Annotated in this window: 12 protein-coding genes; 7 read left to right on the top strand and 5 right to left on the bottom strand. The window is 69.0% G+C overall.

Going from position 1 to position 18,668, the window contains the following annotated elements; translation table 11 throughout:
• Positions 1 to 5: 5 nt before the first annotated feature.
• The gene (locus tag AB7E83_RS15705) at positions 6 to 959 is read left to right on the top strand and encodes a Bug family tripartite tricarboxylate transporter substrate binding protein (RefSeq protein ID WP_428571052.1); all 954 of its coding nucleotides are present in this window, start codon (positions 6 to 8) and stop codon (positions 957 to 959) included.
• Positions 960 to 984: 25 nt separating this feature from the next.
• Here AB7E83_RS15705 and uvrB read toward each other — a convergent pair whose 3' ends face one another.
• Positions 985 to 3,096, bottom strand: a complete 2,112-nt coding sequence (uvrB, locus tag AB7E83_RS15700; protein WP_428571050.1) for an excinuclease ABC subunit UvrB — start codon at positions 3,094 to 3,096, stop codon at positions 985 to 987.
• A 107-nt stretch (positions 3,097 to 3,203) separates the two neighbouring features.
• Here uvrB and AB7E83_RS15695 point away from each other — a divergent pair, with 107 nt between their 5' ends.
• The 6 genes from AB7E83_RS15695 to AB7E83_RS15670 all read left to right on the top strand — a co-directional run bounded on the left by AB7E83_RS15695 (position 3,204) and on the right by AB7E83_RS15670 (position 13,385).
• Positions 3,204 to 4,400 carry an amino acid aminotransferase gene (locus AB7E83_RS15695; protein ID WP_428571048.1) on the top strand — a complete coding sequence of 399 codons (1,197 nt, stop codon included), beginning with the start codon at positions 3,204 to 3,206 and terminating at the stop codon, positions 4,398 to 4,400.
• A gap of 98 nt (positions 4,401 to 4,498) precedes the next feature.
• On the top strand, positions 4,499 to 5,824 hold the full coding sequence (locus AB7E83_RS15690; protein WP_428571046.1) for a polyhydroxyalkanoate depolymerase: 1,326 nt from the start codon (positions 4,499 to 4,501) through the stop codon (positions 5,822 to 5,824).
• A 24-nt stretch (positions 5,825 to 5,848) separates the two neighbouring features.
• Positions 5,849 to 6,514, top strand: a complete 666-nt coding sequence (gene rsxB, locus AB7E83_RS15685; RefSeq protein ID WP_428571044.1) for an electron transport complex subunit RsxB — start codon at positions 5,849 to 5,851, stop codon at positions 6,512 to 6,514.
• An 84-nt stretch (positions 6,515 to 6,598) separates the two neighbouring features.
• Positions 6,599 to 7,576, top strand: a complete 978-nt coding sequence (locus tag AB7E83_RS15680) for a Bug family tripartite tricarboxylate transporter substrate binding protein (protein ID WP_428571042.1) — start codon at positions 6,599 to 6,601, stop codon at positions 7,574 to 7,576.
• Positions 7,573 to 12,891: a trifunctional serine/threonine-protein kinase/ATP-binding protein/sensor histidine kinase gene (locus AB7E83_RS15675; protein WP_428571041.1), complete on the top strand. Its 5,319-nt coding sequence runs from the start codon at positions 7,573 to 7,575 to the stop codon at positions 12,889 to 12,891. Before AB7E83_RS15680 ends, AB7E83_RS15675 begins: the two co-directional genes overlap by 4 nt.
• The gene (locus tag AB7E83_RS15670; protein WP_428571040.1) at positions 12,888 to 13,385 is read left to right on the top strand and encodes a response regulator; all 498 of its coding nucleotides are present in this window, start codon (positions 12,888 to 12,890) and stop codon (positions 13,383 to 13,385) included. The genes AB7E83_RS15675 and AB7E83_RS15670 overlap by 4 nt, the downstream gene beginning before the upstream one ends.
• A 3-nt stretch (positions 13,386 to 13,388) precedes the next feature.
• On the opposite strand, the gene AB7E83_RS15665 is transcribed toward AB7E83_RS15670, so the two are convergent.
• Genes AB7E83_RS15665 through AB7E83_RS15650 form a run of 4 tightly spaced genes read right to left on the bottom strand, consistent with a single transcriptional unit; the run spans position 13,389 to position 18,550 of the window.
• Positions 13,389 to 13,829, bottom strand: coding sequence for a CBS domain-containing protein (locus tag AB7E83_RS15665; RefSeq protein ID WP_428571038.1), 441 nt, complete (start codon positions 13,827 to 13,829; stop codon positions 13,389 to 13,391).
• Positions 13,830 to 13,839: 10 nt separating this feature from the next.
• Positions 13,840 to 14,895, bottom strand: coding sequence for a 2-oxoacid:ferredoxin oxidoreductase subunit beta (locus tag AB7E83_RS15660; RefSeq protein WP_428571036.1), 1,056 nt, complete (start codon positions 14,893 to 14,895; stop codon positions 13,840 to 13,842).
• Positions 14,892 to 16,724 carry a 2-oxoacid:acceptor oxidoreductase subunit alpha gene (locus tag AB7E83_RS15655; protein WP_428571034.1) on the bottom strand — a complete coding sequence of 611 codons (1,833 nt, stop codon included), beginning with the start codon at positions 16,722 to 16,724 and terminating at the stop codon, positions 14,892 to 14,894. Before AB7E83_RS15655 ends, AB7E83_RS15660 begins: the two co-directional genes overlap by 4 nt.
• Entirely contained in the window at positions 16,721 to 18,550 is a 1,830-nt protein-coding gene (locus tag AB7E83_RS15650) for an FAD-dependent oxidoreductase (protein ID WP_428571032.1), read from the bottom strand. The genes AB7E83_RS15655 and AB7E83_RS15650 overlap by 4 nt, the downstream gene beginning before the upstream one ends.
• Positions 18,551 to 18,668 lie beyond the last annotated feature (118 nt).

Below are 18,668 nucleotides of genomic sequence, written 5' to 3'. Positions count from 1 at the left end.
ACCTCATGACCAAGTTCGCTCTCTTCCTCGGCGCCCTGCTCCTCGCTGTCCAGCCGGCGCGGGCCGAATGGCCCGAACGGCCGGTGCGCCTGGTGGTGCCGTTCGCCGCCGGCGGCAACATCGACGTGGCCGCGCGCATCGCGGCCGAGGGCCTGCAGAAGGCGCTGGGCCAGACGATCGTCATCGACAACCGCGCGGGCGCGGGCGGGCTGATCGCGTCCGATCACGTCGCGTCGTCGCCACCCGATGGCTACACCGTGTTCATCGGCGGCAACGGGCCGCTCCTGTTCGCGCCGCTCGTGGCCGGTCGCACGGGCTTCGACTGGCGGCAGAAATTCGAAGCCGTCGGACCGCTCAACTTCACCCCGCTCGTCCTGCAGGTGAGGCCGTCGCTGGGCGTGAAGACGATGGCGGAATTCGTGGATCTGGCGAAGAAGAAGCCGCTCAACATGGGCTCGGGCGGCGCGGGCAGCACCAACCATCTGCTGAGCGAGCTGCTGCAGGAGATCATTCCGGCGAAGTGGACCACGGCGCACTACCGCGGCAATGCGCCGGTGGTCACCGCCCTGCTCGGCGGCGAGATCGACTTCGCCATCGAACAGGTGTCGGTCGCATTGCCGCTGCTGAGGGATGGCCGCACGATCCCCCTGGCCGTGTCCTCGCGCACGCGCTCGCCGATGCTGCCCGCGGTGCCCACGCTCGCCGAGGCCGGCTTCAAGGATTTCGAGGGGGTCACGTGGACCGGCTTCCTCGTGCCGGCAGGTACGCCGAAGCCAGTGATCGCGCGGCTCTCGTCGGCGCTCGCGAAGGTGCTGGAAGACAAAGGCGTGCAGGAGAGGATGAACGCCGCGGGCTCGGTGACGCAGGCGATGTCGCCCGAGGCCTTCGCGGACTACCTGAACCGCGAGAACGCGAAGTGGGCGCCCATCGTGCAGCGCCTGAACCTCAAGCCGAACTGAGCGCGGGGAAGCGGGCGGCAGCGCTTCAGCGCTTGGCCGCCCCGATCGGCACGACGTTGTCGTGGACTACCGCGCCGAAGGCCTGCTCCTTGAGCACCGCGAGCTGGTCGCGCACCCGCGCGGCCTTCTCGAACTCGAGGTTGCGCGCGTGTTCGAGCATCTGCTTTTCGAGCTGCTTGATGCGCTTGGCAATGTCCTTCTCGGACATGTCCTCGACCATCGCGCGCTGCAGTTCCTGCTTCTCCTGCTCCTTGCTCGCCTTCTCGCTGTAGACGCCGTCGATCATGTCGCGCACCTTCTTCACGATGCTGCGCGGCGTGATGCCGTGGGCCTCGTTGTGCGCGATCTGCTTCACGCGGCGGCGCTCGGTCTCGCCGATGGCCTTCTTCATCGAGTCGGTCATCTTGTCCGCGTAGAGGATCGCGCGGCCGTTCAGGTTGCGCGCGGCACGGCCGATGGTCTGGATCAGCGAACGCTCGGCGCGCAGGAAACCCTCCTTGTCCGCATCGAGGATCGCGACCAGCGACACCTCGGGGATGTCCAGGCCTTCGCGCAGCAGGTTGATGCCGACCAGCACGTCGAACTGGCCCAGGCGCAGGTCGCGAATGATCTCGACACGCTCGACCGTGTCCACGTCCGAGTGCAGGTAGCGCACCTTGACGCCGTTGTCCGACAGATAGTCGGTCAACTGCTCCGCCATGCGCTTGGTCAGCGTGGTAATCAGCACGCGCTCGTTCTTGTCGACGCGCTCGCGGATTTCCTGCAGCACGTCGTCGACCTGGTGCGTAGCCGGGCGAACTTCCACCACGGGGTCGATCAGGCCCGTGGGCCGCACGAGCTGCTCGACCACCTGGCCCGCATGCGTCTTCTCGTAGTCGGCCGGCGTGGCCGAGACGAAGATCACCTGGCGCATGCGCGTCTCGAATTCCTCGAACTTCAGCGGCCGGTTGTCCATGGCCGAGGGCAGGCGGAAGCCGTATTCCACCAGCGTGAGCTTGCGCGCGCGGTCGCCGTTGTACATGCCGCCCAGCTGGCCGATCATCTGGTGGCTCTCGTCCAGGAACATCAGCGCGTCCTTGGGCAGGTAGTCCGTCAGCGTCGAAGGCGGCGCGCCCGGTGGCGCGCCCGAGAGGTGCCGCGTGTAGTTCTCGATGCCCTTGCAGTGGCCGAGCTCCGAAAGCATCTCGAGATCGAAGCGCGTGCGCTGCTCCAGCCGCTGCGCCTCGACCAGCTTGCCCTCGCCCACGAAGAACTTCAGTCGCTCGTCGAGCTCGAGCTTGATCGACTCCACCGCGCCCACGACCTTCTCGCGCGGGGTGACGTAGTGGCTCGACGGGTACACCGTGAAGCGCGGCACCTTCTGGCGGATGCGGCCGGTCAGCGGATCGAACAGCTGCAGCGACTCGATCTCGTCGTCGAAGAGCTCCAGCCGGATCGCGAGCTCGGAGTGTTCGGCGGGGAAGATGTCGATCGTGTCGCCGCGCACGCGGAACGTGCCGCGCGAGAAGTCCTGCTCGTTGCGGTTGTACTGCATGCGAATGAGCTGGCCGATCACGTCGCGCTGGCCGATCTTGTCGCCCACGCGCACGATGAAGCGCATCTGCGTGTAGTCCTCCGGGGCGCCGATGCCGTAGATCGCGGACACTGTCGCCACGATCACGGTGTCGCGCCGCTCCAGCACGCTCTTGGTGGCCGACAGGCGCATCTGCTCGATGTGCTCGTTGATCGAGCTGTCCTTCTCGATGAAGAGGTCGCGCTGCGGAACGTAGGCCTCGGGCTGGTAGTAGTCGTAGTAGCTGACGAAATATTCGATCGCGTTCTTCGGAAAGAACTCGCGGAACTCGGAGTACAGCTGCGCCGCGAGCGTCTTGTTGGGCGCGAACACGATCGCGGGGCGGCCCAGGCGCGCGATGACGTTGGCCATCGTGTACGTCTTGCCCGAGCCGGTGACGCCCAGCAGCGTCTGGAACACCTCGCCGTCCCGCACGCCCTCCACCAGCTTCTCGATCGCCTGCGGCTGGTCGCCGGCGGGCGCGTAGGGCATGAAAAGCTCGAAGGGCGAGTCGGGGAAGGTGACGAACTCGCCCTCCTTGTGCGCCTGCTGTGCTTCGTCGGGTGCTTGCGGAACTGCGGGCATGAGGTGCGGATGAGAATGAGAGGAAGGCGAACGCTAAAATCGAACGAAGCCGGACAGCGTACAACAAGCGCCGGCATGCCCGCTACTGACATCCCTGAAGGACATCCATGTCTCTGTTCAATGCCGTCGAAATGGCCCCGCGCGATCCGATCCTGGGGCTCACGGAACAGTTCAACAACGACCCCAACCCGAAGAAAGTGAACCTCGGGGTGGGCGTGTATTTCGACGAGAACGGCAAGCTGCCGCTGCTCGAGTGCGTCCAGAAAGCCGAGAAGCAGATGATGGAAGCGCCCAAGCCGCGCGGCTACCTGCCCATCGACGGCATCGCCGCGTACGACACCGCGGTCAAGTCCCTCGTATTTGGGGCCGACAGCGAGCCCGTCAAGAGCGGCCGCGTCGCCACCGTGCAGGGCATCGGCGGCACGGGCGGCCTGAAGATCGGCGCGGACTTCCTGCGCAAGATGAATCCGCAGGCGAAGGTGCTCATCAGCGACCCGAGCTGGGAGAACCATCGCGCGCTGTTCACCAACGCCGGCTTCACGGTCGAGACCTATCCGTACTACGACGCCTCGAAGCGCGGCATCGATTTCGACGGCATGCTGAAGGCGCTGAACGCGGCGCCCGCCGGCACCATCGTCGTGCTGCACGCCTGCTGCCACAACCCGACGGGCTACGACATCACACCCCAGCAGTGGGACCAGGTCATCGCCACGGTGAAGGAGCGCAAGCTCGTCGCCTTCCTCGACATGGCCTACCAGGGCTTCGGCCACGGCATCGCCGAGGACGGCGCGGTGATCGCGAAGTTCGTCGCGGCCGGAATCGATTTCTTCGTTTCGACCTCGTTCTCGAAAAGCTTCAGCCTGTACGGCGAGCGCGTGGGCGGCCTGTCGGTGCTGTGCCAGAACAAGGACGAAGCGGCGCGCGTGCTGTCGCAACTGAAGATCGTCATCCGCACCAACTACAGCAACCCGCCGACGCACGGCGCGCAGGTGGTCGCCACGGTGCTGGGCACGCCCGAGCTGCGTGCGCTGTGGGAGCAGGAGCTGGCCGGCATGCGAACCCGCATCAAGAAAATGCGCGGCGCGCTGGTCGAGAACCTCAAGGCGGCAGGCGTGAAGGAGGACATGAGCTTCATCACCGACCAGATCGGCATGTTCAGCTACTCGGGCCTCACCAAGGACCAGATGGTGCGCCTGCGCGACGAGTTCGGCGTGTACGGGCTCGACAGCGGCCGGATCTGCGTCGCCGCGCTCAACAGTAAGAACATCGACTACGTTTGCGAGTCGATCGCCAAGGTTCTCTGACGTTCCAGAGCCGGGAGTCTCGTCGCATGGGGGATAGTCCGACAGGTGCCTCCCGGCAAGCACTGCTATATTGCACTGCACCATAGGACGGGACTTCCATGCTTTATCAGATCTACGAAGCGCAGCGCTCCATGATGGAGCCCTTCGCGGACTTCGCCCAGGCGGCGAGCAAGCTGTACAGCAACCCCATGTCGCCGTTGGCGCAGAACCCTCTGTCGCAGCGCATGGCCGCCGGCTACGACCTTGCGTACCGGCTGTGGAAGGACTACGAGAAGCCCCAGTTCGGCATCCAGACCGTGCAGGTCGACGGCGTCGAGCTCGCGATCCACGAGCGCGTGGAGATCGACAAGCCCTTTTGCGAACTGCGCCGCTTCAAGCGCTTCAGCGACGACCCCGAAGCGCTGACGCGCCTGAAGGGCCAGCCCGCGGTGCTGATCGTCGCGCCGCTCTCCGGCCACTACGCCACGCTGCTGCGCGACACGGTCCGCACAATGCTGAAGGACCACAAGGTCTACATCACCGACTGGAAGAACGCCCGCACGGTGCCGCTCGAGCAGGGCGAGTTCCACCTCGACGACTACGTGAACTACGTGCAGGAGTTCATCCGCCACCTGCAGCACGAATACGGCAACTGCCACGTCATGAGCGTGTGCCAGCCGACGGTACCGGTGCTCGCGGCCGTGTCGCTCATGGCCTCGCGCGGCGAGACGACGCCGCTGTCGATGATCATGATGGGCGGCCCGATCGATGCGCGCAAGTCGCCCACCGCGGTGAACAACCTGGCCGCGAACAAGAGCTTCGAGTGGTTCGAGTCGAACGTGATCTACCGCGTGCCGACCAACTTCCCGGGCGCCGGCCGCCGCGTGTACCCGGGCTTCCTGCAGCACACGGGATTCGTCGCGATGAATCCCGACCGGCACCTCTCGAGCCACTACGACTACTTCAAGCACCTCATCGCCGGCGACGACGCGAGCGCGGAGATGCACCGCCAGTTCTACGACGAGTACAACGCCGTGCTCGACATGGACGCCGACTACTACCTCGAGACGATCCGCGTCGTCTTCCTGGTTTTCGCGCTCGTGAACGGCTCGTGGGACGTCATCTGCGAAGACGGCGACCTCGAGCGCGTGCGGCCGGAGGACATCACGACCACGGCGCATTTCACGATCGAGGGCGAGCTCGACGACATCTCGGGCTCGGGCCAGACCGAGGCCGCCCATGCGCTGTGTACCGGCGTGCCGAAGACGAAGCAAAAGCACCTGGAGGTGAAGGGCGCGGGCCACTACGGCATCTTCAGCGGCCGGCGCTGGCGCGAGGTGGTGTATCCGCAGGTGCGCGACTTCATCCTGCAGCACAACGACGGCCCCAAGCTCGCCGCGCCCGCGGCGAAGAAGGCCGCGCGCCGCAAGCAGGTCGCGGCCTGAGCGTCTGCCCGTGAGCGCCTCCCCGTGAGCGCTTCCGATCGCGGCGCGCTCGCGGCGCGGCTCCACGCCGCGCTGCCGCAGACGCAATGCACGCGCTGCGGGTATCCCGATTGCGAAGGCTATGCGCGCGCGATGGCGGACGGCGAGGCGGACATCAACCAGTGCCCGCCGGGCGGCGCCGAAGGCGTCGTGCGTCTCTCGGCCCTGCTCGCACGCCCGCCCCTCCCCCTGAACCCCGACAACGGCGTCGAAGCGCCGCGCGGCGTCGCCGTGATCGACGAGGCCTGGTGCATCGGCTGCACGCTGTGCATCGCCGCCTGCCCGACCGATGCGCTGCTGGGCACGAACAAGCGCATGCACACGATCATCGAGCCATATTGCACCGGCTGCGAACTGTGCGTGCCGGTGTGTCCGGTCGATTGCATCTCGATGGAGAGCGTGACGGGCGAGCGCACCGGCTGGAACGCATGGTCCGCCGAGGATGCCTCGCTCGCCTTGCAGCGCTACGAGGCGCGCAAGGTGCGCCTGGCGCGCGAGGAGATCGAACACGCCGAGCGCCTGGAGCGCAAGGCGCGCGAGAAGCTGGCCGATCTACCCAATCTCGTGAAGGGCGGCGACCTCGAGCGCAAGCGCGCGGCGATCGAGGCGGCGCTGGCGCGGGCGCGGGCACGGGCGCCGGCGAAGGGCTGAACGCGCCCCATCCGGTCCGCGGACAACCCATTGTTACGTTCGGGCCGCAGGCGTAGACTGGCTCGGCCGGCATGGAGGTGAGCCATGGTCCGATTGCTTGCGAAGTCTGTCTTTTTCGGTGCAGTACTGGCGGGCGCGGCGCTGACCGGCTCCGGCAGCGCGTGGGCCGAATATCCCGAACGGCCCATCCGGGTCGTGGTCTCGTTCCCTGCGGGCGGCGCGGCCGACGTGCTGGCGCGCGCCATCGCGGCGCCCTTGTCGAAGTCGCTGAACCAGCAGGTGATCGTGGACAACCGCCCCGGCGCGGACGGTCTCATCGCCGGAGAAGCCGTGGCGCGCGCGGCGCCCGACGGCTACACCCTCTTCTTCGGCACGTCGACGACCCTGAGCTATGCCCCGGCGATCCACCGCGCCATGCCGTTCGACCCCGTCGCCAGCTTCACCCCGATCGGGAGCGTGAGCGACGTCAGCTACTTCCTCTATGCGAGCGGCAACACGTCCGTGCGGTCGGTCGACGACCTCCTCGTGCTGGCCCGCGCGCAGCCGCGCACCGTCAACTACGGCAGCGGCGCCGCCTCGGGCGTGCTGCTCGCCGCACTCTTCGCGCAGGAAGCGAAGCTCCAGATGACGCACGTGCCCTACAAGGGCGAGGCGCCGATGCTGCAGGACCTGCTCGCGGGCCGGGTCCAGGTCGCCTTCGCGACCGCGGGCGTGGCGCTCGCGCATGCGCGCGAAGGGCGGCTGCGCGTCATCGCGACCGCCGACGCGAAGCGCAATCCGGCCGTGCCCGAGGTGCCCACGCTGCGCGAGGCGGGCGTCGCCCTGCGGCTGCCGATCGCCTGGACCGGCCTGTTCGGCCCGGCCGGCATGCCGGCCGCCGCCGTGGAAAGGATTTCGCGCGAGCTGCGCCTGGTCCTCGCGCGGGCCGAGACGCGAGAACATTTCGAGCGCATGGGCCTGCAGCCGATGTCGCTCTCGCCGCTGGATTTCGGCGCCTTCGTCAAGCAGCAGCAAGGCGCCTGGAGCGCCGCCGTGGAAGCCGCGGGGATCAAGCCGCAGTGAAGCGTGCCATCCCCGAGGCGCCGGATGCCGAGTTCCTGGCGGACCTCGGGGACGCGGCAGAGGTTCTGCATGCGAGTCCCACGACGCGCATCGAGCGGCGGGCCGGTCCGGCGCCCGGCGAACGCATTGTCTGCAAGACCCACCTCGGCCCGCATGCAGAGCGGCGGCGGGACGATGAAGCCGCGATGCTGGCGCAGCTCGAAGACGTGGACGGCGTCGCGCGCATCGCGCCGCACGTCGCGCTGCCGCAGGGCCTTGCCCTGCGGGACGCGGGCGGCGTCACGCTCGCGAGCCTTCTCGGGCGCGGCCGCTGCGGGACGGACGCGGCGCTGCGGTGGGCGCTGCAGCTGGCCCGCATCCTCGCCGACGTGCATCGCGCCGGGGTGGTGCATCGCGACGTGAATCCGTCCAACCTGCTGGTCACCGCCGAGCGGGACATGGTGCTGATCGACTTCGACCGCGCGGTCCTCGCGCATGCGCCCGCCTGGCCCGCGGAAGACGGCGCGATCGAGGGCACCCTGGCCTATGTGGCGCCCGAGCAGACCGGCCGCACGGGCCGCGCCGTCGACCACCGCTGCGACCTCTATGCCTTCGGGGTCACGCTGTACGAGATGGCGACGGGCCGCCTGCCCTTCGAGGGCGGCGACGCGCTGACGCTGATTCGCGACCACCTCGTTCGCGAGCCCCGTCCGCCGGCCGAGCTCGACCCTGCCATCCCGCAGGCGCTTTCGGACATCATCCTGCGCCTGCTCGCCAAATCGCCGGAACACCGCTACCAGAGCGCCGAGGGCGCGATGCACGACCTCGCGCGGGTGCGCGATGCGCTCGCGCGCGGGCATGCGCCGCGCCTGGCCCTCGGCGAGCGCGACTTCCCGAAGCGGCTCGCGACCTCGCACCTCGTCGGGCGCAACGCCGAGCGCGCGGTGCTGCGCGAAGCGTACGCGCGCGCCCTGAGAAGCGCGCACCGGACGGTGCTCGTCGAAGGCGCCGCGGGGGTGGGCAAGACCTCGCTGATCCAGGAGCTGCGGCCCCTGGTGACGCAGGCGGGCGGCTGGTTCGTGCAGGGCAAGTTCGACCAGGCCCAGCGCGACGCGGGGGGCGAAGGCGCGTTCACGCAGGCCGTGCGCGCCGTGGGGCACCTTCTGCTCGCCCTGCCGGCGGACGAGCTCGCCGCGCAGCGCACGCGGCTGCTCGAGCGGCTGGGCACCGGCGCGGCCCTCATGACGCGCCTGTCGCCAGAGCTCGCGCTGCTGCTCGGCCGCCAGCCCGAGGCCGCGCTGGCCGAGCCGCGCCAGGCGCAGTTGCAGCTGTTGCAGGCCACGGTGGATTTCTTCGGCACGGTCGCCTCCGCGCACCGCCCCCTCGTCGTGGCGGTCGACGATCTGCAATGGGCAGGCGCGGACGCCCTGCGGGCCTTCGATCGCTGCCTCGAAGAGCCCCAGCCGCGCGGCCTGATGCTGGTCGGTGCGTATCGCGGCGATCAGGTCGCGCCCGGCGCTCCGCTGGCCGAGATGCTGGCCCGCTGGCGCGAGCACCGCAACGCGCCGGCCGAAATCGCGCTCGCGCCGCTGGGCGCCGCCGACCTGGGCGACCTCGTGACGCGAGTGCTGCGCCTACCCGACGGACCCGCGCAGGAACTGGCCGAGGCGTTGCATGGTTCGACGGGCGGCAACCCCTTCGACACGGTGGAACTCCTCAACGCGCTGCGCAGCGACGGCGCGCTCTCGCTGGGCGCGGCCGGCTGGCAATGGGACGACGCGAGCGTGCGCACCTTCGTGGGCCAGGGCAACGTGGTGGACCTGCTCGCCGCGCGCATCGCACGGCTGCCGGCGGCGTCGCGCGAAGTGGTCGACGCCATGGGATGCATCGGCAACGCCATGCCGACCGCCTTGCTGCGCGCCGCGCTCGGGGTCGATGCGGCCGAACTCGCCGCCCGGCTGCGCGCGCCGCAAGCCGACGGCCTGCTCGCGGCCGACGAGGCCGCCGGCGCCGACAGGGTGAAGTTCCGACACGACCGGGTGCAGCAGGCGGTGGCCCAGACGATGGAGCCGGGGCGGCGCGCGCGGCTGCAACTCGCCATGGCCCGCCGGTTCGCCGGGACGACCGGGATGCGGGCGGCCGCGGCACAGCAGTATCTGAACTGTCACGAACTGGTCCTGGCATCCTGTCCGCCCGAAGAGCAGCGGCTGGCGGCCCGGGCGTCGCACGACATCGCCGCGCAGTGGATCGGCAAGGCGAATTTCGACCTCGCGGAGCGCCACCTCGCGGCCGCGTCGGCACTCATGGCGGTGGCCGGCGATCACGGCATGCGGCGCGAGCGCGCCGCCATCGAAGCGAAGCGGCACGCATCGCTTTATTCGCTGGGCCGGCTCGACGAAGCGGACCGCTGCTTCGCCGCGCTGCAGGAACTGCTGGCCCATGGTGCGGACGGAACGGCCGCATCGGACGACCCGGGGGCCGATGGCGCGTTCGACGACATCGAGCCGACCTGCCTGCAGATGCGCAGCCTCGACATGCGCGGCCGCATGCGCGACGCCATGGCGCTCGGCCGCCTGGGGCTCGGACGCCTGGGCGTCGTCATCCCCGAGCAATTCGATTCGGGCGAGGTGGAACGCCGCCTCGACGCGCTGGAGCTGTGGGTGGCGCAGGAAACGGGTCTCGACCACCGCCGGCGCGCGCCATTGCACGACCGCCGGCTGCGCGCCACCGCGCGCCTGCTCGACCGCACCATGCGGGCCGCCTACGTGCAGTTCGACATTCCCGCCCATGCCTGGCTCGCGCTCGAGAGCCAGCGACTGTGGACCCTGCACGGACCCTGTCCCGAGATGCTGCCGAACCTCGGCATGCTCAGCGGCCTCCTCATCCTGCTGCGGCGCAATTGGCGGGCAGCCTACGCCGTCGCGCGCCACGTCATGGTGGTGGGGGAGGCGCTCGACGCCGAGCCGCAGTCGTCGGAGGCGCGCTGGATGTTCGGGGCCTACTCGTCCCACTGGTTCGACACCCTCGAGGAGGCCCAGGCGCTGTGCCGGCGTGCGATCGCCTCGGTCAAGGCGTCCGGCAATCCGACCATCGCGAGCACCATGCAGCGCGCGCTGGTGTTCACGCTGATCGACACCTCGCCCACCATCGAAAGCTGCCTGGCCGAGATCGACGAGTGCCTGGCGCTGTGCCGCCGCATCGGCAACAACGCCTTCGCCGCATTGCACACGACCGAGCGCCAGTGGCTGCGCGCGCTGGCAGGCGCAACGCACTCGCTCGACGATTTCGACGACGACGGGTTCGACGAGGCGGATTTCCTTTCGCGATTCGGGGACCTGCCCTGGCTGCGCCACACGCACGCCACCCGGCGCGCGCTGCACGCGCTGCTGGTGGGCGACGCGAACGGCCTCGCCCGGCACGCCGCATTCGCGGCGGAGCGCCTCGACACGCTCCCCGGCTACTACCTGTCGGCCCACGTGCATCTGTGCCGCGCGCTGGCCGCGGCCTGGCGCCTGCAGGCCAGCCATCGCGCGGATGCCGACGCACTGCGCGCGGAACTTGTCCATTGCAGGGGCTGGCTCGCCGATCGCGCGCGGGACCAGCCGCACAACTTCCTTCATCTTCTGCGGCTGGCCGAGGCGGAGGAGGCGTGGGCGCTCGGACAGGAATGGGAAGCGTCGCGCGCGTTCGATGCGGCCATCGGCGAGTGCGACGCGCGCAGGCGCCCGTGGCATCTCGCCCTGATCGTGGAGCGCGCCGCTTGTTTCCATCTGGCCCGCGGCTTGCCTCAGACAGGCCGGCTGCTGCTCGCGCGCGCACGGGAGCACTATCGGGCCTGGGGCGCCCACGGGAAGGTGGCACGGATGGAGGAGGAGCATCCGTTCCTGAGGCTGCTCGCAGACCCTTCGGCGCTCGACTCCCCCGGACGCAGCAACACCGCGGTCTCGCCGCGAGCGCTGGACCTGCTCGGCGTGCTGCGCGCATCGCAGGCGCTCAGTTCGGAGACCCGCCTCGCGCCGCTGAACGCGAAGGTCACTGAAGTGCTGGCGGCGCTGACCGGCGCCACCTCCGTGCGCGTCCTGTTGTGCGCCGATGGCGAATGGGCGCTCGCCCCCACGGACGACGGGCCGCCGACGCCGCTTGCGCAGGCCGCGCGCGACGACCTGCTTCCGATGTCCGCCTTCGCCTATGCGGAGCGCACCGGCGAACCCCTGCTGGTCGACAGCGCCCGCGACGACGACCGGTTCGCGCGCGACCCCTACTTCGGCACGGCGGGCGACTGCTCGCTGCTGCTCGTGCCCATCGCGGGCCAGGGCAGCGCGCGCGCGATGCTGTACCTGGAAAACCGGGCGGGCCGCGCCGCGTTCAATGCGCAGGGCCTCGACGCGGTGAAGCTCATCGCGGGCCAGCTGGCCGTCTCGCTGGCCAACGCACAGCTCTACGCCAGCATGGAGCAGCGCGTGCAGGCCCGCACGCACGAACTGCGCGAGGCGCAGAGCCAGCTCGTTGCCTCCGCGCGGCAAGCCGGCAAGGCGGAGATCGCCAACAACGTGCTGCACAACGTGGGCAACGTGCTCAACAGCGTCACCGTCTCGGCCACCCTCGCGGGCCGCACGGTCGCGCAGTCGCGCATCGGCCGGGTCGCCCAGGCGCTCGACCTGATGATGGAGCACACCGGACGGCTCGACGAATTCATGTCTCGCGATCCGCGCGGCCAGGGCCTGAGCGACTATCTGCGCAAGCTCTCGACCGCGCTCGTCGCGGAACAGGGCACGGTGTCGGCGGAGCTGGATCGGCTGATGCGCAGCGTGAGCCACATCCGCGACATCGTGGCGACGCAGCAGTCGATCGCGGGCGCATCGACGGTACGCGAGCCGGCGCGGCCGGACGAGCTCGTCGAGGAAGCGCTGCACGTGAGCGAGGCGGCCCTGGCGCGCGGCCAGGTCGCGCTCGTGCGCGAGTACGAGGCCACGCACCCTCTGCCGCTCGACAGGCCGCGCATCCTGCAGGTGCTCGTCAATCTCATCGGCAACGCGGCGCAGGCGATGGAGTCCGTCGACGCGGACCGCAGGCGGCTCACCCTCGCCACCCGCGTCGTGGAAGCGAGCGATGCGCCCTGCCTGCACATCGCCGTGCGGGATGCCGGCGAAGGCATCGCCGCGGAGAACCTCGCGCGCATCTTCTCGCACGGCTTCACCACGCGGAAGTCGGGCCACGGCTTCGGCCTGCACGGCAGCGCGCTGGCCGCGATCGAGATGGGCGGCAAGCTCACCGCGCACAGCGACGGCCCGGGACTCGGCGCCGTCTTCACGCTCGAACTACCGCTGCGTCAATGACCGCCGCGCCCAACCGCCGCGTCCTGCTCGTCGACGACATGCCGTCGATCCACGAAGACTTCGGCAGGATGCTCGCGGCCAGCGGCACGGAACTGTCCGCCGCGGAAGCCGCGCTGTTCGGCGAGCCGGCGCCGCCGCCGGACGACGGCTTCGAACTCCATTCCGCCTACCAGGGCGAGGACGGGCTCGCGATGGCGTCGCGGGCCGTCGCAGCGGGCCGGCCCTACGCGGTCGGCATCATCGACATGCGCATGCCGCCCGGCTGGAACGGCGTGGAGACGATCGAGCAGATCTGGCGCGTCGACCCCGAGCTGCAGGTCATCCTGTGTACCGCGTATTCGGACATGTCGTGGGACGACATGTTCCGCCGCGTGCGCCTGCGCGAGCAGCTCACCGTGCTGCGCAAGCCCTTCGATCCCATGGCCGCCTACCAGCTGATCCTGTCGCTGGCGTCGAAGTGGGATCTGGCGCGCCAGGTCCGCGAGCGGCCCTGAGCCTCAGCCCAGCGCGTCGTTCACCTGCTCGTGGAACTCCGCCTGCGAGATCGCCGCGCTCAGCTCGCGCGGCATCGCGTCGCGGATCGAGAAGACGCCGAGGATGCGGCCGGTCTTGTCCACCAGCGGCAGGTGGCGAAAGCCCTTCTCCAGCATGATGACCACGGCGTCCGACACGGGCGTCTCGGGCGGCACGCACAGCGGACTCGGCGTCATCACGTCGCGCACCGCCGTCTTCTCGGGGTCGACCGATTTCGCGAGCACGCGCGTCATGAGGTCCCGCTCGGTGAGGATGCCCAGCAGCTTGTCCGGCGGCGCCATCACGAGCACGCTGCCGCAGTTGGCGCGCGTCATGGCCTGTGCGGCCTCAACCACGCTCGCCTGCGGCGGAATGCTCAGTGCGGACTTCTTCGTGATCGACTGGAAGACGGTTCTCTCGGCCATGGTGCCCTCCTCATGTCAGGGACGCGTTGATCTTCGCGAGGGCACGGCTTCCCGGGCACAGCATCTCGGGGCCCAGCGTGTTCAGGGGTTTGTCGCTCGTGTTGAGCGCGGTGTGCAGGTCGGTCGCGAGCGGATCGACGTACAGCAGGCCGGTCACGACCTCGCCGCGCGCCGCCGCTTCCTGCATGTAGCCCATCGCCGCGTAGCGGTTGGTCGGGTCGTAGTCGGCGTGCAGGCTGCGCAGGCGCAGCAGCGTGCCGTCGTGCTGGCGCACGTCGACCACTTCGCCCGGCGCGTACTGCGCCACGATCTCGTCGCGCTCGGTGATGAAGTCGATGCGGCTCACCGCCTCGTTGTGCTCGCGGATGTAGTCGTAGCTCTTGGTGCTGCCGGGATGGTTGTTGAAGGCGACACAGGGGCTGATGACGTCGATGAACGCCGCGCCGCCGTGGCTGATCGCGCCCTTGATCAGCGGCACGAGCTGCTCCTTCGCCCCGGAGAATCCGCGCCCCACGTAGGTCGCGCCGAGCTGCAGCGCCATCGCCACGAGGTCGACCGGGCTGTCGCTGTTGGTCACGCCCTTCTTGCTCTTGGATCCCGCGTCCGCGGTCGCGGAGAACTGGCCTTTGGTGAGGCCATACACGCCGTTGTTCTCGACGATGTAGGCCATGCGCACGCCTCTGCGCATCGCGTGGGCGAACTGCCCCAGGCCGATGGATGCCGAGTCGCCGTCGCCCGACACGCCGAGGTACAGCAGCTCGCGATTCGCGAGATTCGCGCCGGTCAGCACCGAGGGCATGCGCCCATGCACGGTGTTGAAGCCGTGCGACGCGCCGAGAAAATAATCCGGCGTCTTGGAACTGCAGCCGATGCCCGAGAGCTTGGCGACGCGATGCGGCTCGATGTCGAGTTCCCAGCAGGCCTGCACGATGGCCGCAGAAATGGAATCGTGGCCGCAGCCGGCGCACAGCGTCGAGACTTTGCCTTCGTAGTCGCGTCGGGTGTAGCCGACCTTGTTGGCCTCCAGCGAGGGATGGTGCAGCCGTGGCTTGGCGATGAAGGTCATGCTCGCTGGCTCCCCGTGAGTTTCAGGATGGCGTCGACGATGAATCGCGCGGTGATCGGCGTGCCGTCGTAGTGCAGCACCTTCGTCAGCTTGCCCGGGTCCACACCGAACTCGTTGACGATCATGTTGTGCATCTGCGCGTCGCGGTTCTGCTCCACGACCAGCACGCGTTCGTGCGAGCGGATGAACTCCTGCACGCTGTCGGCGAAGGGAAAGGCGCGCAGGCGCATCGCGTCGATATGCACACCGTTGGCGGTGAGCACGTCGAGCGCCTCGTTCATCGACGGGCTGGTCGAGCCGAAATAGATCACGCCCAGCGGCGTCGCCTGCGTCGCCGCGCGCACGACCGGCCCGGGCACGACGGTCGCCGCGGTCGCGAACTTCTTCAGCAGCCGCTCCATGTTGTACATGTAGTCCTGGCCGCGTTCGGAATAGCGCGCATACGGATCGCGCGTCGTCCCCCGCGTGAAGTACGCGCCTTTGGTCGGGTGCGTGCCGGGCAGCGTGCGCCAGGGCACGCCGTCGCCGTCGACGTCCTTGTAGCGGCCGAAGTCCTTGCCGGCCTCCAGTTCCTCGGCCGTCATCACCTTGCCGCGGTCGTAGGTGCGCCCCTCTTCCCACACGAAGGGCTTGCACATGCGCTGGTTCATGCCGATGTCGAGGTCGGTCATGAGGAACACCGGCGTCTGGAAGCGGTCCGCCAGGTCGAGCGCGGTGGCCGCATGCTCGAAGCATTCGTGCGGGTCTTCGGGGAACAGCAGGATGTGCTTCGTGTCGCCGTGCGAGGCGTAGGCGCACGCGAAGATGTCCGCCTGCTGGGTGCGCGTCGGCATGCCGGTGGACGGGCCGCCGCGCTGCACGTCGATGATCGTCACCGGAATCTCCGCGAAGTACGCGAGGCCGATGAACTCCGTCATGAGCGACACGCCGGGGCCGGACGTCGCGGTGAACGCGCGCGCGCCGTTCCACCCCGCGCCGACCACCATGCCGATGGAGGCGATCTCGTCCTCGGCCTGCACGATCGCGAACTTGTTCTGTCCCGTCGACGGATCGACGCGCAGCTTCGCGCAGTACTTCTGGAAGGCCTCCGCCACCGAAGACGAAGGCGTGATCGGATACCAGGCCGCGACGGTGGCGCCGCCGTACACGCAGCCGAGCGCCGCCGCCGTGTTGCCGTCGACGAAGATCGAATCGCCCACGTTGTCGGCCTGGCGCACGCGGATGCCGAGCGGCCACTGAAGATGTTCCTTCACGAAGTCGCGCCCGAGGTGCAGCGCCTGCACGTTCGAGGCGAGCAGCTTCTCCTTGCCCTTGTACTGCTCGCCGAACAGCTTCTCGATCACGGCGGGGTCGATCTCCAGCAGGACCGACAGCGCGCCCACGTAGACGATGTTCTTGAACAGCTGGCGCTGGCGCGGGTCGCTGTAGACCGCGTTGCAGATCTCGGTGAGCGGCATGCCGATCACATGCACGTCGTCGCGGAACTTCGAGGGCGGCAGCGGCCGCGTGCTGTCGTAGAACAGGTAGCCGCCCGGCGCGATCTCGGCGACGTCCGCGTCCCAGGTCTGCGGATTCATCGCGACCATCATGTCGACGCCGCCGCGCCGGCCCAGGTAGCCCGCCTCGCTCACGCGCACCTCGTACCAGGTGGGCAGGCCCTGGATGTTGCTGGGGAAGATATTGCGCGGGCTCACGGGCACGCCCATGCGCAGGATCGCCTTGGCAAACAGTTCGTTGGCCGACGCCGAGCCGGAGCCGTTGACGTTGGCGAACTTCACCACGAAGTCGTTGACGGCCTCGATGCGATGCAGGTTGACGCGCGCGTTCATGCCGCCACCTCCGCGAGGACCTTCGCGTCGCGGCACGCCGGCCCCGCCTGCGTGGTCTTGAACAGGTATTTCTGCATGTCCCATGCGCCCGTCGGGCACCGCTCGGCGCACAGGCCGCAGTGCAGGCAGACGTCTTCGTCCTTCACCATCACGCGCCCCGTCTTCAAGGTGCCGGACACGTAGAGGTCTTGCGCGAGGTTCAGCGCCGGCGCCTTCAGGCGCGTGCGCAACTCGGGCTCGTCACCATCGGCCGTGAACGAGATGCAGTCGGTCGGGCAGATGTCCATGCACGCATCGCACTCGATGCACGCGCTCTGCGTGAACACGGTCTGCACGTCGCAGTTGAGGCAGCGCTGCGCTTCGTCGAAGGCCGTCGCCGCGTCGAAGCCGAGCTCCACCTCGACGCGGATGCTCGCCAGCGCGATCTCGGCCTTGGCCCAGGGCACCTTGAAGCGCTCGTCGAGCGAGGTCTCGTTGTGGTAGCTCCACTCGTGGATGCCCATCTTCTGCGACATCAGGTTCGTGGTCGGCGCGGGGCGCGCCTTCACGTCCTCGGAATTCAGCAGCTTGTCGATGGACACCGCGGCCTCGTGTCCGTGCGCCACCGCGGTGATGATGTTCTTCGGCCCGAACGCCGCGTCGCCGCCGAAGAAGACGTTCGGCACCGTCGACTGGTGCGTGGCCGCGTCGAGCACGGGGAGCCCCCACTCGTCGAACTCGATGCCGCTCTCCCGCTCGATCCAGGGAAAGGCGTTCTCCTGCCCCACCGCGATCAGCACGTCGTCGCATTCGAAGAAGGCATCCGGCTCGCCCGTCGGCACGAGCTTGCGCCGTCCCTTCGCGTCGTACTCCGCGCGCACGACCTCGAAGGTCATGCCTTTCAGCTGGCCGCCTTCGTGGATGAACGCCTTGGGCACGTGGAAGTTGATGAAGGGAATGCCTTCGTGCATGGCATCCTCCTTCTCCCACGGCGAGGCTTTCATTTCTTCGAAGCCGCTGCGCACGATGACCTTCACGTCCTTGCCGCCGAGCCGGCGCGAGGACCGGCAGCAGTCCATGGCGGTGTTGCCGCCGCCCAGCACGATGACGCGCCGGCCGATCTTCGTGACGTGGCCGAACGAGACGGAAGCGAGCCAGTCGATGCCGATGTGGATGTTCGCGGACGCTTCGCGCCGCCCGGGAATGTCGAGGTCGCGACCGCGCGGCGCGCCGCAGCCGACGAACACCGCGTCGTAGTTCTCGGCGAGCAGGGAGCGCATCGACTCGATGCGCCTGCCGCCGACGAAGCGCACGCCGAGCTCCAGGATGTAGCCCACCTCTTCGTCGATCACTTCTTCCGGCAGGCGGAAGCGCGGCACCTGCGTGCGCATGAAGCCGCCGCCTTTCGCCTCGGCGTCGAACACCGTGACCTCGTAGCCGAGCGGCGCGAGATCGCGCGCCACGGTCAGCGAAGCCGGGCCGGCGCCGACGCAGGCGATGCGTTTGCCGTTGCTGCGCGGCGCGGGCTGCGGCATGCGCGCGCGCACGTCGCCCTTGTGATCGGCCGCGGCCCGCTTGAGCCGGCAGATGGCCACCGGTTCGGGGTGCTCGCCGTTGTTCTCTTCCACGCGCCCTCGCCGGCAGGCGGGCTCGCAAGGCCGGTCGCACGTTCGGCCGAGGATGCCCGGAAAGACGTTGGACACCCAGTTGATCATGTAGGCGTCGTCGTAGCGGCCCTGCGCGATCAGTCGGATGTATTCGGGGACGGGCGTGTGCGCGGGGCAGGCCCATTGGCAATCCACGACCTTGTGAAAGTAGGCCGGGTTGGCGGTATTCGTCGGCTGCAAAGCGTTCGTCTCCTGTCGCCGGTGCGCCGCCGGTGGCGGGGCGCTCCGGGCAGTCTACGCCAAGGCGGAAGACGAACGCTCTGGGGGGATTCCCCGAGACGGGCGGGTCTGCGGGGGC

It is taken from the genome of Ramlibacter sp. (assembly GCF_050250995.1).
In the GTDB taxonomy this organism is placed as follows: Bacteria; Pseudomonadota; Gammaproteobacteria; order Burkholderiales; family Burkholderiaceae_C; genus Ramlibacter.
The sequence above is the reverse complement of the archived record's forward strand: the minus strand, read 5'-3'. Positions and strand labels throughout refer to the sequence as shown.

Excerpts from the sequence above, each read along its gene's own strand:
- uvrB (WP_428571050.1), bottom strand. The coding sequence starts at position 3,096 with ATGCCCGCAGTTCCGCAAGCACCCGACGAAGCACAGCAGGCGCACAAG.
- AB7E83_RS15670 (WP_428571040.1), top strand. The coding sequence starts at position 12,888 with ATGACCGCCGCGCCCAACCGCCGCGTCCTGCTCGTCGACGACATGCCG.
- AB7E83_RS15690 (WP_428571046.1), top strand. The coding sequence starts at position 4,499 with ATGCTTTATCAGATCTACGAAGCGCAGCGCTCCATGATGGAGCCCTTC.
- AB7E83_RS15705 (WP_428571052.1), top strand. The coding sequence starts at position 6 with ATGACCAAGTTCGCTCTCTTCCTCGGCGCCCTGCTCCTCGCTGTCCAG.
- AB7E83_RS15695 (WP_428571048.1), top strand. The coding sequence starts at position 3,204 with ATGTCTCTGTTCAATGCCGTCGAAATGGCCCCGCGCGATCCGATCCTG.
- AB7E83_RS15660 (WP_428571036.1), bottom strand. The coding sequence starts at position 14,895 with ATGACCTTCATCGCCAAGCCACGGCTGCACCATCCCTCGCTGGAGGCC.
- AB7E83_RS15680 (WP_428571042.1), top strand. The coding sequence starts at position 6,599 with ATGGTCCGATTGCTTGCGAAGTCTGTCTTTTTCGGTGCAGTACTGGCG.
- AB7E83_RS15665 (WP_428571038.1), bottom strand. The coding sequence starts at position 13,829 with ATGGCCGAGAGAACCGTCTTCCAGTCGATCACGAAGAAGTCCGCACTG.
- AB7E83_RS15655 (WP_428571034.1), bottom strand. The coding sequence starts at position 16,724 with ATGAACGCGCGCGTCAACCTGCATCGCATCGAGGCCGTCAACGACTTC.